This is a genomic window from Inquilinus sp. YAF38 (assembly GCF_052113205.1).
Lineage (GTDB): Bacteria > Pseudomonadota > Alphaproteobacteria > DSM-16000 > Inquilinaceae > Inquilinus.
This window is the reverse complement of record NZ_JBFRCU010000091.1, coordinates 1-12157: the sequence shown is the minus strand read 5'-3', so window position 1 is coordinate 12157 and position 12157 is coordinate 1. Positions and strand designations below refer to the sequence as shown.

13 protein-coding genes are annotated in these 12157 nt (G+C 69.5%); 8 read left to right on the top strand and 5 right to left on the bottom strand.

What is annotated here, in order from left to right; genetic code table 11:
• Window positions 1-816, top strand: coding sequence for an SRPBCC family protein (locus AB4Z01_RS29435; RefSeq protein WP_441699675.1), 816 nt, complete (start codon window positions 1-3; stop codon window positions 814-816).
• Window positions 817-840: 24 nt separating this feature from the next.
• Here AB4Z01_RS29435 and AB4Z01_RS29430 read toward each other — a convergent pair whose 3' ends face one another.
• The gene (locus tag AB4Z01_RS29430; protein WP_441699674.1) at window positions 841-1563 is read right to left on the bottom strand and encodes an SDR family NAD(P)-dependent oxidoreductase; all 723 of its coding nucleotides are present in this window, start codon (window positions 1561-1563) and stop codon (window positions 841-843) included.
• 91 nt (window positions 1564-1654) lie between these two features.
• Here AB4Z01_RS29430 and AB4Z01_RS29425 point away from each other — a divergent pair, with 91 nt between their 5' ends.
• Window positions 1655-2068, top strand: coding sequence for a winged helix-turn-helix transcriptional regulator (locus tag AB4Z01_RS29425; RefSeq protein WP_441699673.1), 414 nt, complete (start codon window positions 1655-1657; stop codon window positions 2066-2068).
• 78 nt (window positions 2069-2146) lie between these two features.
• Here the strand turns inward: AB4Z01_RS29425 and ada are convergent, their stop codons facing one another.
• Window positions 2147-3229 (bottom strand): bifunctional DNA-binding transcriptional regulator/O6-methylguanine-DNA methyltransferase Ada, encoded by a 1083-nt coding sequence (gene ada / locus AB4Z01_RS29420; RefSeq protein ID WP_441699671.1) that lies wholly within the window; start codon window positions 3227-3229, stop codon window positions 2147-2149.
• A gap of 244 nt (window positions 3230-3473) precedes the next feature.
• On the opposite strand from ada, the gene AB4Z01_RS29415 reads away from it, so the two are divergent.
• On the top strand, window positions 3474-4694 hold the full coding sequence (locus AB4Z01_RS29415; protein ID WP_441699669.1) for an MFS transporter: 1221 nt from the start codon (window positions 3474-3476) through the stop codon (window positions 4692-4694).
• Window positions 4695-4697: 3 nt separating this feature from the next.
• On the opposite strand, the gene AB4Z01_RS29410 is transcribed toward AB4Z01_RS29415, so the two are convergent.
• A complete protein-coding gene (locus AB4Z01_RS29410; RefSeq protein WP_441699667.1) occupies window positions 4698-5918 on the bottom strand; it encodes an MFS transporter in 1221 nt (406 codons plus the stop codon).
• Window positions 5919-6020: 102 nt separating this feature from the next.
• On the opposite strand from AB4Z01_RS29410, the gene AB4Z01_RS29405 reads away from it, so the two are divergent.
• The gene (locus AB4Z01_RS29405; RefSeq protein WP_441699666.1) at window positions 6021-6929 is read left to right on the top strand and encodes a LysR family transcriptional regulator; all 909 of its coding nucleotides are present in this window, start codon (window positions 6021-6023) and stop codon (window positions 6927-6929) included.
• Window positions 6930-6951: 22 nt separating this feature from the next.
• On the opposite strand, the gene AB4Z01_RS29400 is transcribed toward AB4Z01_RS29405, so the two are convergent.
• A complete protein-coding gene (locus AB4Z01_RS29400) occupies window positions 6952-7104 on the bottom strand; it encodes a hypothetical protein (protein ID WP_441699664.1) in 153 nt (50 codons plus the stop codon).
• Between the two features lie 131 nt (window positions 7105-7235).
• Window positions 7236-10085: an excinuclease ABC subunit UvrA gene (gene uvrA, locus AB4Z01_RS29395; RefSeq protein WP_441699663.1), complete on the bottom strand. Its 2850-nt coding sequence runs from the start codon at window positions 10083-10085 to the stop codon at window positions 7236-7238.
• 257 nt (window positions 10086-10342) lie between these two features.
• Between uvrA and AB4Z01_RS29390 the strand changes: the two genes are divergently transcribed.
• The 4 genes from AB4Z01_RS29390 to AB4Z01_RS29375 all read left to right on the top strand — a co-directional run.
• Window positions 10343-10879 carry an EndoU domain-containing protein gene (locus AB4Z01_RS29390; protein ID WP_441699661.1) on the top strand — a complete coding sequence of 179 codons (537 nt, stop codon included), beginning with the start codon at window positions 10343-10345 and terminating at the stop codon, window positions 10877-10879.
• Window positions 10880-10888: 9 nt separating this feature from the next.
• Window positions 10889-11248 carry a hypothetical protein gene (locus AB4Z01_RS29385; RefSeq protein WP_441699660.1) on the top strand — a complete coding sequence of 120 codons (360 nt, stop codon included), beginning with the start codon at window positions 10889-10891 and terminating at the stop codon, window positions 11246-11248.
• Between the two features lie 86 nt (window positions 11249-11334).
• Window positions 11335-11895, top strand: coding sequence for a single-stranded DNA-binding protein (gene ssb / locus AB4Z01_RS29380; protein WP_441699658.1), 561 nt, complete (start codon window positions 11335-11337; stop codon window positions 11893-11895).
• A gap of 75 nt (window positions 11896-11970) precedes the next feature.
• A partial coding sequence (locus AB4Z01_RS29375; RefSeq protein ID WP_441699399.1) for a DUF6444 domain-containing protein occupies window positions 11971-12157 on the top strand: 187 nt, incomplete at its 3' end.

Genomic DNA, 12157 nt, shown 5'->3' with positions numbered 1-12157 from the left:
ATGCCCGTGAAGAAGGACGAGACCGGCCGCCGTTTCGTCGAGGCCGAGGTCGAGGTGCCGGGCACGCCGGAGGAGGTGTGGCAGGCGATCGCCACCGGGCCCGGCGTGACCTCCTGGTTCGTGCCGACCCGGATTGAGGAGCGGGTGGGTGGCTCCGTCATCGCCAATTTCGGGCCGGGGATGGATTCGCTTGCGACCATCACCGCCTGGGACCCGCCGCACCGCTTCGCCGCCGACAGCAACGACATGGGGCCGGGCAGCCCGGCCATCGCCACCGAATGGACCGTCGAGGCCAAGGCCGGCGGCACCTGCGTCGTCCGGGTGGTGCATGCCTGGTTCGCCGACAGCGACGACTGGGACGGCCAGTTCGAAGGCCACGAGCATGGCTGGCGGGCCTTCTTCCGCATCCTGCGGCTGTACCTCGCCTATTTCCGCGGCCAAAGCGGCGTCAATGTCCAGCTGATGGGCGTGGCGCCGGAGCCGACGATCGAGGCGGCCTGGGCGGCGCTGACCGGACGGCTCGGCATCGCCGCCGTCGCGCCGGGGCAGCGGGTGCAATCGGCGGCCSGGGCACCGGCCCTGGCCGGGGAGGTCGAGCGCGTCGGCCCGGACGAGCATCCGGAGCTGCTGCTGCGGCTCGACGCACCGGCGCCCGGCATTGTCCACCTCTTCGCCCTGCCGATGGCTGGGCTGGTCTATTTGCCGATCCGGCTGTACCTGTTCGGCGATCAGCCGGCGGCCGTCGCCACGCGGGAGGAGCCGGCGTGGCAGGCCTGGATGGCCCGCCACTTCCCGATGCCGGCCCAGCCGGGCTAGCTGAATTGCCGATGTAGGGAAGCCTCAGACCTGCCGCATGMCACCGTCGACGCAAAGCTCGACGCCGGCGATGAAGCTCGACTCGGCGCTCAGCAGGAAGAGCGTCGCCGCTGCCACCTCGGCAGGCTGCGCCATACGGCCGAGCGGAATCGATGCGATCACCGCCGCACGCATCTCATCAGGAACTCTTGCCATCATCTCGGTGTCCGTCGGCCCTGGAGCGACGACATTCACGCGGATGCCACGCGGTGCGAGCTCGGCCGTCCAGGTTCGGGCATAGGAGCGCAGCGCGGCCTTGGTCGCGCCGTAGGTGCCATAGGAGGGAAAGCCGGCCGCGCTTGCGATCGACCCGACGAGTACGACCGAGCTACCATCGGCCAAGGCGTCAAGCGCCGCTTTCAGCCCGAAAACCGGACCACGGACATTGACCGCGAAAAGACGGTCGAAATGGTCCGGCGTCTTGGCGGTCAGGAGCGCCGGCTCGGCCATGCCGGCATTCAGCACCAGCGCGTCGATGCGGCCGCAAGCTTCCTTCACGGACGTCACGACTCGCGTCAGATCCGCCGGCGCGCTTGCATCCGCAACAAGACCGCGGGCACTGCCACCGATCTTCGAGGCTGCTGCCTCAACCTCATTGGCAGCTCGACCGGTGAGAAAGACGGTCGCTCCCTCCTCCGACAGCCGCTCGGCAATAGCAAAGCCGATCCCCTTTGCGCCGCCAACCACGAGCGCCACCTTGTCCAGCATCCGAGCCATCACAAATCCTTCGATTGGGTGATGGCGTCCCATATATACAGTGTATATCTGATATCAAGAACGCACCTTGAGTAGCCTAGATATGGTGGACGATACCGACCTCGCGCTCCTGTCGAACCGGGCGCTCTCCGATATGGCGCGCATACGCCCGGTGCTCGACAAGATCGCCGATAAGTGGACGATCATGATCCTGACGGTGATCTGTCCCAAGCCGTCTCGCTTCAACGAGATCAAGCGGCGATTGGACGGGATCACGCATAAGGCGCTCGCCGATGCCCTGAAGCGGTTGGAACGCAACGGTCTGGTGACACGGACCGTGCTGCCGACAACGCCGATCGGTGTCGAATATGCCATAACCCCGCTCGGGCACTCGCTGCGCGAACCGTTCGAGGCTCTGTGTGCTTGGGCACTGCAATATGGCGACGCGATGGAGGACGCTCAGGTCGTCAGCGAGCGCGCTAGGGTGAGAAACCAAACCTCGCTGAACGATGGCTAACGGGGGCGTCGGTCTTCGGCGTTGATGGCGGGCTTCGTCGATTCCCGCCACCACACCGGGCGGCTCAGCCCGCGCGCCTCACCCCGCCTCGCGCTCCAGCAAAGCGCGCTTGCGGGCCACGCCCCAGCGATAACCGGACAGGTCGCCGTCAGACCGGACCACGCGATGGCAGGGGATGGCCACCGCCAGGTCGTTGGCGGCACAGGCCTGGGCCACCGCGCGCACCGCCTTGGGCCGGTCGATCCGCTGGGCGATCTCGGCATAACTGGCGGTGCTGCCGGCCGGGATGCTGCGCAGCGCCTGCCACACCTTCTGCTGGAAGGCGGTGCCGCGGATGTCGAGCGGCAGGTCCAGCCCCTCACCCGACGGCGCCTCGACGAAGCCGACCACCCGGGCCACCAGCTGCTCGAACTCGGCGTCGCCGCCGACCAGCCGGGCCTTGGGGAAACGGTCCTGCAACTCCTCCAGCAGCGCCTGTGGGTCGTCGCCGAATTGGATGGCGACGATGCCCTTGCCGGTCGCCGCCACCAGGATGGCGCCGAGATGGCATTGCCCGATGGCGAAGCGGATCTCGGCCCCGGTGCCGCCGTCGCGGAAGGCGGTCGGGGTCATGCCCAGCCGCTGCGGCGCCGCGGCGTAGAAGCGGCCGTTGGAGTTGAAGCCGGCGCCGTAGATCGCCTCGGTCACCGTCTCGGTCTGCTCCAGCTTGTCGCGCATGCGGTCGGCGCGGTGAGCGTCGGCATAGGCCTTGGGGGTGACGCCGGCGACCGACTTGAACATGCGGTGGAAGTGGAACCGGCTCAGCCCCGCCGCCTCGGCCAACTCGTCCAGGCTCGGCATCTCCTCGGCTGTCTCGATCTTGCGGCAGGCCGCGACCACCAGGGCGGTCTGGCGCTCGGCCAGCGACATCTCGTTCGGTTTGCAGCGCCGGCAGGGGCGGAAGCCGGCGCGCTCGGCGGCCGCAGGGTCAGCGTGGAAGGTGGCATTCTCGGGCCGCGGATGGCGCGAGGCGCAACTCGGCCGACAATAGATCCCGGTGGTGCGGACGGCGAAGACGAAGGCGCCGTCGGCGGCGCGGTCGCGGCGCAGCACCGCGGCCCAGCGGGCCTCGTCATTGACGAAGACCGGAGTGGGGACGGGGGGTGGGGGGATGAAGCCCATGGGTCGCTCCTGTTCGACGGTGGGATCGACAGGTCCCGCTGATATGGGGATGCCGACCGTTCCACCGAAGATGGCGGGCTGCGCTTCCGCCGACACTCCGACCCTTGCTCTCAAATTTCGGGCATGGTGGCGACCCGGTTCTTGCGATCCACGCTTGCGACCGAATTCGGCGGCAACAAGCGGAGCGCGGGGCAGAGGCGACGCACAGATGCTGGGGCTCCCGCCGCCACACGAGAGCCCTCCGATGTCCGCCAACGCCCCGCTCCCCGCGCCGTTCCGCCGCCTGGCCTGGTCCAACCTGGCCGCGCAGTCGGCGGAGCAGATCGGCCTCGCCGCCGCGCCGATCGTCGCCGTGTTGGCCCTCAGGGCCGGGGCCGGCGGCACCGGCCTGTTGCAGACCGTGCAGACGCTGCCCTTCCTGCTGCTGTCGCTGCCGGCCGGCCTCCTGGCCGACCGGTCGTCCCGCCGCCGGATGATGGCGGCGGCGGAGGCGCTGCGGGCGGTCTCGCTCCTCGCCGTGCTGCTGCTTCTCGTCACCGATGGCCTCAGCCTCGGCCTGCTGGCGGCGCTCGGCTTCCTCGGCGCCGCCGGCACCGTGGCCTACAGCGTGGCCGCGCCGTCGCTGGTGCCGGACCTGGTGCCGCGGGCGGCGTTGCCGGCCGCGAACGGACGGATAGAGCTGGCGCGCAGCGCCGCCTTCGCCGCAGGCCCCGCCGTGGCCGGTGCGCTGGTGGCCTGGACCGGCGCCGGCCTGGCCTTTGCCGCCGCTGCGGCCCTGTCGGTCTTGGCTGTGATCCTGCTGGCCGGTATCCGCGAGCCGCAGCGGCCGACGGCGGTGCGCCGCCACGCACTGCAGGATCTGCGCGAGGGCGCCGTGTTCGTCCTGACCCATCCGCTGCTGCGGCCGGTGCTGCTGACCGCGGTGTTCTTCAACCTCGGTTGGTTCGTGCTGCAGGCGATCTACGTGCCCTATGCGGTCGACCATCTCGGCCTGGGCGCATCCTCGGTCGGCGCCACGCTGGCGGTGTACGGCGTTGGCATGGTGCTGGCCGCGCTGGCGGCACCGCGGATCGCCCGGCGCATCCCGTTCGGGCCGATGCTGCTGGTCGGCCCGTTCTCCGGCCTCGCCGGGGCCCTCTTGATGCTGCTGACCGTCTGGCTGCCCTTCGCCCCGATCGCCGGCCTGGCCTTCTTCCTGTTCGGCGCCGGCCCGGTGCTGTGGGTGATCGCGTCGACCACCCTGCGCCAGGCGGTGACGCCGCCGGCGATGCTGGGCCGGGTCTCGGCGATCATCACCATGGCCACATTCGGTGCGCGCCCGATCGGCGCCGCGATCGGCGGGCTGATCGGCGACAGCCACGGCGCCGCCGCCTGCCTGGCCGTGGCGGTTATCGGCTTCGTCATCCAGGCGCTGGTGATCGCCGGCTCGCCGGTGCCGCGCCTCGCCGCTTTGCCAGCGGCATAGGGATCAGCGCGAGCGGTCGATCCGCCCCGCCGCCAGGGCGGCCGCTCCGAAGCCGGCGCCGATCAGGCAGATCAGGGGCCAGCCCCCGGCCGCCCAGGCGACGCCGGCGGCGGCCGATCCGACCGCGCCGCCGAGGAAGAACAGGCCGACGAACAGCCCGTTCAACCGGCCGCGCGCTTCCGGCCGCAGCAGGTTGATGGCGCGGCGGCCCAGCGTCTGGTCGCCGGTGACGCCGATATCCAACACCACGGCGGCCAGCCCCATGGCAACCAGCGGCAGCAGCACCCCGCCCGACGGCGCCGCGCCGGCCCAGGCGGCCAGGGCGAACCCGCCGATCACGGCGAGATGCGAGGCCAGGGTCGCCGGCCGGGTCCAGCCGCGGTCGCCGGCCCGACCGGCCAGCGGCGTCACCACGACCCCGCCGGCGCCGACCAGGGCGAACAGGGCGATGCCGCCCTGGCCCAGGCCGAAGGGCGGCTGCGCCAGGCGAAGCGCCACGGCGGTCCAGAACAGGCTGAAGGCCGCCATCACCAGGCTCGCCGTCAGCGCTCGGGCGCGCAGCACGGGCTCCTCACGCAGCAGCTGCCACAGCGAGGCGATCAGGGCCGGATAGCGCGTCCGGCCCACCGGCTGCCGCCGCGGCAGCCGTGCGGCCAGCACCAGGGTCAGCAAAGCCATGGCCGCGGCACTGGCCAGGTAGAAGCCACGCCAGCCGGCGCCGCCGGCGACGGCGCTGGCCAGCGGGCGGGACAGCAGGATGCCGACCATCAGCCCACCCATGACGTCGCCGATGACGCGGCCGCGCTGCTCCGGCGGTGCCATGGCGGCGGCGATCGGCACCAGGATCTGGATGGCGGAGCAGGCGGCCCCCAGCAGCACCAGCACGGGCAGCAGCGTGGCGGCGGTCGGTGCCAGCATGGCCAGGCCGGCGCAGGCGGAGGCGCAGGCCAGCATCCGCAGGATCAGCCGGCGATTTTCGACCAGATCGGCCAGCGGCACCAGCAGGAACAGCCCGGCGGCATAGCCCAGCAGCGTGGCCATCGCCACCAGCCCGGCCGCAGCGACGGACAGGCCGAGCGACGGGCCGATCAACCCGACCAAAGTCTGCGGCGCGAACAGGTTGGTGACGATGACGCCGACCGAGGTGCCGAACAGCAGGATCAGTGGGCGGGTAAGGACGGCTTCGGGCTGCGCCAGGGCCAGGGACTCGCTGGTGACCGACATGATCCACTCGATTGATGGATGAGTATATTGGTCGACAGCTTTATTCTCTCTTCGCAAGATGATACAACTCAATTGTCCCTATAAAGATTATGCGAAGTCGGCATGCATATTCCGGATCTGGAGGCCTTCGTCGCCGTCGTAGAGACAGGATCGATCGTGGCGGCCTCGGCCCGGCTGAACCTGACCCAGCCAGGCGTGACTCGGCGGGTGCAGAACCTGGAGGAGCGGCTGGGCGCGGCGCTGCTGGACCGCCAGTCGAAGCCGCTGAAGCCCACCGCCGCGGGGCGCCAAGCCTATGAGCAGGGCCGCCGGGTGCTGCGCTCGCTGGAGGACCTGCGCGCCGCAGTGGCGCCGGGAGGCGAGGTGCGCGGCGAGTTCCGGCTGGGCATCATGCCGTATCTGTCCGAGGCGGCGCTATCGGTGCCGCTCGACCGGCTGCGCTCAGAGTTTCCGCAGTTGGCGCTGCGCGTCACCTCTGGCTGGTCGGTGCGGTTGGTCGACCAGGTTGCACGCAGCGAGCTGGACGCGGCCGCGGTGTGCCTGCCGGACGGGGGCGGGCCACCCGAGGATCTGGTCGGCGAGGATCTCGGCGTCCAGCGCGTGCTGCTGGTCGCGGCGCCGTCCCTCGGCGTGCCGAAGCCGGCCACACTGCCAGAGCTGTCGCGCTTTCCCTGGATCATGAATGAGGGCGGCTGCGGCTTCCGCGTCCATCTGCGCCAGCGCTTCGAGGCCGAGCGGCTGCCGTTCCAGGTGGCGATCGAGGCGCTGAGCGCCGACCTGCGGATGTCGCTGGTCGCGCGCGGCCTCGGCATCGGTATCCTGACCCCCTCCGCCTTCGCCGACAGTCGCTGGCGGGACATGGTCGAGGTGGTCGAGGCTGTGGATTTCCAGCCCCGCGTGAGGGCCTGGATGCTGCACCGGCCGCCGGCCGGGCGCCTGGCCCAGCCGATCGCGACCTTCTGCGAGGGCCTGGCGGTGGCCCTGGCGCTGCCGGGTCCGTTCCTGGCCTGAGGCCGCTCCCGGATGGGCCTGACTAGCCCTTCTTGTCGGGCGCCGGCGTCTGCGGGATCTGCGTCTGTCCGGACTGGGCCTGGCTCTGCCCGGCCTTTGCCTCGGCGCTGTAGGGGCAAGCGAAGGCAGGTGACGCGATCAGCAGCGCCGCGGCAGCGATGGCAAGAAGCTTCAAGTCGGTCTCCCGTTCCTGCGCCGGAGTGCCGGATCGAGGATCCGGACCGCGCAGCGCGATGGCATAAGGGATCGATCCGGACCATCGTACTCGCCTGTGCCGGATCTGGAAAGCCGGCGTCCGGAGTCGGCTCACGCCCGCTGCTTCTGCCGGGCCTGCTGCAGATAGGGCGCCAGGTACTGGCCGGTGTAGCTGCGCTTGGCGCGGACCACGTCCTCCGGCGTGCCGGCGGCGATGATCTCGCCGCCGGCGTCGCCGCCCTCGGGGCCGATGTCGACGATCCAGTCCGCGGTCTYGATGACCTCAAGATTGTGCTCGATCACGATCACCGTGTTGCCCTGGTCGACCAGCTCGTGCAGCACCTCCAGCAGCTTGCGCACATCGTGGAAATGCAGGCCGGTGGTCGGCTCGTCCAGGATGTAGACGGTCTTGCCGGTGGCCCGCCGCGACAGCTCCTTGGCCAGCTTCACCCGCTGCGCCTCGCCGCCTGACAGCGTGGTGGCCGCCTGGCCGATCTTGACGTAGTCCAGGCCGACGCGGTGCAGCGTCTCCATCTTGTCGCGGATCGAGGGCACGGCGCGGAAGAACTCCGCCCCTTCCTCGACCGTCATGTCCAGCACCTCGGCGATCGACTTGTCGCGGTACAGCACCTCCAGGGTCTCGCGGTTGTAGCGATGGCCCTTGCAGACGTCGCACTGGACATAGACGTCGGGCAGGAAGTGCATCTCGATCTTGATGACGCCGTCGCCCTGGCAGGCCTCGCAGCGGCCGCCCTTGACGTTGAACGAGAAGCGGCCGGGGCCGTAGCCGCGGGCCTTGGCCTCGGGCAGCCCGGCAAACCAGTCGCGGATCGGGGTGAAGGCGCCGGTATAGGTCGCCGGGTTCGACCGCGGGGTGCGGCCGATCGGCGACTGGTCGATGTCGATGATCTTGTCGAGGAACTGGATGCCCTCGATTGTGTCATGCGGCCCCGGATGCTCATGCGCGCCCATCAGCTGCCGGGCCAGCGACTTGTACAGGGTTTCGATCACCAGGGTCGACTTGCCGCCGCCGGACACGCCGGTGACGCAGGTGAAGGTGCCCAGCGGCACCTCCATGGTGACGTTCTTGAGGTTGTTGCCGCGGGCGCCGACTACCTTCAGCACCTGGCCCTTGTGGCCGGGGCGGCGGCTGGTCGGTACCTCGATCCGCTTGGCACCGGTCAGGTACTGCGCGGTGATGCTGTCGGGCGCCTTCAGCACCTCCTCGGGCGTGCCATGCGCCACCACCACGCCGCCATGCACGCCGGCGCCCGGGCCCATGTCGACCAGGTAGTCGGCGCTCCGAATCGCGTCCTCGTCATGCTCGACCACCAGCACGGTGTTGCCGAGGTCGCGCAGCCGCTTCAGCGTGCCCAGCAACCGCTCATTGTCGCGCTGGTGCAGCCCGATCGACGGCTCGTCGAGGACGTAGAGCACGCCGGTCAGGCCGGAACCGATCTGCGAGGCCAGGCGGATGCGCTGGCTCTCGCCGCCCGACAGCGAGCCGGAGCCGCGCGCGAGGGTGAGATAGGTGAGGCCGACAGCGCTGAGGAAGGTCAGCCGCTCGTTGATCTCCTTCAGGATGCGGTAGGCAATCTCCTGGTCCTTGGCCGATAGCGTGGCGTTCAGCGCCGCGAACCACTGTCCGGCCTCGGCGATCGACTTCTCCGCCACCTGGCTGACATGCAGCCCGTCGATCTTCACCGCCAGCGCCTCGGGCTTGAGGCGAGCGCCGCCGCAGGTCTCACAGGGCCGGGTGCCCTGGTACTTGCCCAGCTCTTCCCGGGTCCAGGCGCTGTCGGTCTCGCGGAACCGGCGCTCCATGTTCGGGATCAGCCCTTCGAACGGCTTCTCGGTCTTGTAGGTGCGCAGCCCGTCATCGTAGCGGAAGACGATCGAGTCCTTCCCGGAGCCGTACAGCACCGCGTTGCGCACCTGCTCCGGCAGGTCGCGCCAGGGCGTGGTGGTGCTGACGCCGTAATGGCTGGCGATCGCCTCCAGCGTCTGGTGGTAGTATTTCGAGGACGACCCCTCCCACGGCGCCACCGCGCCCTTGGCCAGGGTCCGGCTCTCGTCCGGCACCACCAGCTCCGGGTCGAACACCAGCTTGGCGCCCAGCCCGTCGCAGGCCGGGCAGGCGCCGTGCGGGCTGTTGAAGGAGAACAGCCGCGGCTCGATCTCCGGGATGGTGAAGCCGGAGACCGGGCAGGCGAATTTCGACGAGAACAGCGTGCGGTCGCCGCTGTCGGCGTTCTCGGCGATGGCCAGCCCCTCGGCCAGGCCCAGCGCAGTCTCGATCGAATCGGCCAGGCGGTTGCCTAGGTCGTCGCGCACCACCAGCCGGTCGACCACCACCTCGATGTCGTGCTTCAGCTTCTTGTTCAGCGCCGGCACGTCCTCGATTTCGTACAGGGTGCCGTCGACCTTGACGCGCTGGAAGCCGCGGGCCCGCAGCTCCTGCAGCTCCTTGCGGTATTCGCCCTTGCGGCCGCGCACGATCGGGGCCAGCAGGTACAGGCGGGTGCCGTCGCCCATCGCCATCACCCGGTCGACCATCTGGCTGACCGTCTGGCTCTCGATCGGCAGGCCGGTGGCCGGCGAATAGGGCACGCCGATGCGGGCGAACAGCAGCCGCATGTAGTCGTAGATCTCGGTCACCGTGCCGACGGTCGATCGCGGATTGCGGCTCGTCGTCTTCTGCTCGATCGAGATCGCCGGTGACAGGCCCTCGATCGAATCGACATCCGGCTTCTGCATCAGCTCGAGGAACTGGCGGGCATAGGCCGACAGGCTCTCGACATAGCGGCGCTGGCCCTCGGCATAGATGGTGTCGAAGGCGAGAGAGGACTTGCCCGAGCCGCTGAGGCCGGTGATCACGATCAGCTGGTCGCGCGGCAGATCGACGTCGACATTCTTGAGATTGTGCTCGCGCGCGCCGCGGACGCTGATGAACTTGTGCATCGCCAGGACTACTCTTGCGGGAAAGGCGTCCCCGGCTCCGGGCACGCCGACGTGCAATATGGGGCGGCTGAAGCCCGAAAGCGACTCCGGCCCGGCTGTCTGATCACTGCAGGGCCCGCGCCGAGCTCCGGCCCAGAGCGAGTCCGATGTCGGGACTCGAACATATCGGGAACGTTGCGGTCAAGCGGAAAGCAAGATAGGATGTCCGTCCAAAGCCTTCCAGGGGCGAAGCCCCGAGGCCTTCGGTGCGAGATTCCATGATCCGTCTGGTCGGCTTGATTGCACTTCTGCTGCTGCTGTCGTGGGCCGGCAACTCGATGGCCGCGACTCCCGACTGCAGTGATCCCGGCAAGCGGCTGTGGAGCCGCAGCGATCCACAGATCAATCTCAGCCACATCTTCTGCGGCGAGATCGGGCGCAATGGCGACCCCAAGGGATTCCACTCCCGTGCCGCCGGGCTGCCGACCGGCGCGGTCGACCGGGTGGAGGAAACCGCCCATCGCGGCAACGAGGTCTATGACGCCACCGTGATCTTCGGCAACGGCCGGCAGAAGCGGTCGACCTTCTATCCGGACGACTGCCCGGCCGAGGCGATCCTGCGCTCGGTGCTCTACGCCTGGCGCAACCAGACCGGCGCGCATCCGGCCTGGGGCGTGCTGGGTCCCTCGGCGCCGGATGGTGAGAGCCAGGGGGACGGTTATTGTCGCGACGACCGCGGCCGGCCCTTCGAGATCCGGATCGGCACGATCCAGCGTCGTGGCCAGGATGCGGTCAACACCGCGTTCCCGAACTGAGAGGCCGGGATGAAGGGCAAGCAGAGCCTGATCGAGGTCACCCGCGACGCCGAGGGGCGTCCCCGCATCGTGCCCGGCACCGCGGCGCCGATCCTGGCCGATTTCCTCGAGACCGACCTGCGCGGCGATGCCGCCTGGACGGCCAGGGTGGCCGAGCGCCTGAACGAGGCCGGGGAGGGGGGAGAGCCGATCACCGGCAACCTCTATGCGCTGGAGATCCGCGGCGCCCAGTCGGTGCTGCGCAACATCCACGACGCGAAGGTGCCGGCGCTGGTGCTGCCGACCCGGGATCTGGCGGCGGCGGTCGGCGCCTGGCTGGCGATGCTGCGCAAGCCCGGTCGCGCGGCTCGGTCGCGGCAGAAGGAATGAGTCTGGCGGGGGCTCAAACGTGATTGGAATCAGTGGACCATCCGTCTAGGGTCCGCCGCTAACACGTATGGAGTGAGGTCTGGATCATGGCTGGCAGCGTCAACAAGGTCATTCTCATCGGCAATCTTGGCCGCGATCCGGAGATCCGGGCTTTCCAGAATGGCGGGCGCGTAGCGAATTTCTCGATCGCGACGTCGGAGAACTGGAAGGACCGCACCACCGGCGAGCGCAAGGAGCGCACCGAATGGCACCGCGTCGCGGTGTTCAACGACGCGCTGGTCGGGGTGGTCGAGCGGTTCCTGAAGAAGGGCTCGAAGGTCTATATCGAAGGCCAGCTCGAGACCCGGAAATTCAACGACCAGAGCGGCGCCGAGCGCACCATCACCGAGGTGGTGCTGCGTCCGTTCCGCGGCGAGCTGACCATGCTCGACGGCCGTGAGGGCGGTGGCGGCGGTGGTGGCGGCGGCGGCTTCGAGGACGAGGGCGGCGCAGGCGGCGGCTACGGCGGTGGTGGTGGCGGCTATGGCGGCGGCCGGTCCTCCGGAGGCGGTTCGTCGGGCGGCGGCTCCGGTGGCGGCGGCTCTTCTGGCGGTGGCGGCGGCCGCGGCCCGATGGCGGACGATCTCGACGACGAGATCCCGTTCTGATCCTTCCGAAGGGGTAACTGCCCAGGAGGACCTTGACCTCTTGACCGATCTGGGAGGTTTGTGAGTCAAGGAAGGATGACGCCGCCACCCCCATCGTTGTCCGAGGAAGGTCTTCTGGCCCTAATTGGCGAGTTGCAGGCGCGCAACCGGATGCTGGAGCAGCAGAACGCAGTGCTGACGGCGCGGGTTGCCGAGTTGGAACGTCGGCTTGGGCTGGATAGCAGCAATAGCAGCAAGCCGCCGTCGAGCGATGGGCCGGGCA

Excerpts from the sequence above, each read along its gene's own strand:
- AB4Z01_RS29415 (WP_441699669.1), top strand. The coding sequence starts at position 3,474 with ATGTCCGCCAACGCCCCGCTCCCCGCGCCGTTCCGCCGCCTGGCCTGG.
- AB4Z01_RS29425 (WP_441699673.1), top strand. The coding sequence starts at position 1,655 with ATGGTGGACGATACCGACCTCGCGCTCCTGTCGAACCGGGCGCTCTCC.
- ada (WP_441699671.1), bottom strand. The coding sequence starts at position 3,229 with ATGGGCTTCATCCCCCCACCCCCCGTCCCCACTCCGGTCTTCGTCAAT.
- AB4Z01_RS29390 (WP_441699661.1), top strand. The coding sequence starts at position 10,343 with ATGATCCGTCTGGTCGGCTTGATTGCACTTCTGCTGCTGCTGTCGTGG.
- AB4Z01_RS29405 (WP_441699666.1), top strand. The coding sequence starts at position 6,021 with ATGCATATTCCGGATCTGGAGGCCTTCGTCGCCGTCGTAGAGACAGGA.
- AB4Z01_RS29385 (WP_441699660.1), top strand. The coding sequence starts at position 10,889 with ATGAAGGGCAAGCAGAGCCTGATCGAGGTCACCCGCGACGCCGAGGGG.
- ssb (WP_441699658.1), top strand. The coding sequence starts at position 11,335 with ATGGCTGGCAGCGTCAACAAGGTCATTCTCATCGGCAATCTTGGCCGC.
- AB4Z01_RS29410 (WP_441699667.1), bottom strand. The coding sequence starts at position 5,918 with ATGTCGGTCACCAGCGAGTCCCTGGCCCTGGCGCAGCCCGAAGCCGTC.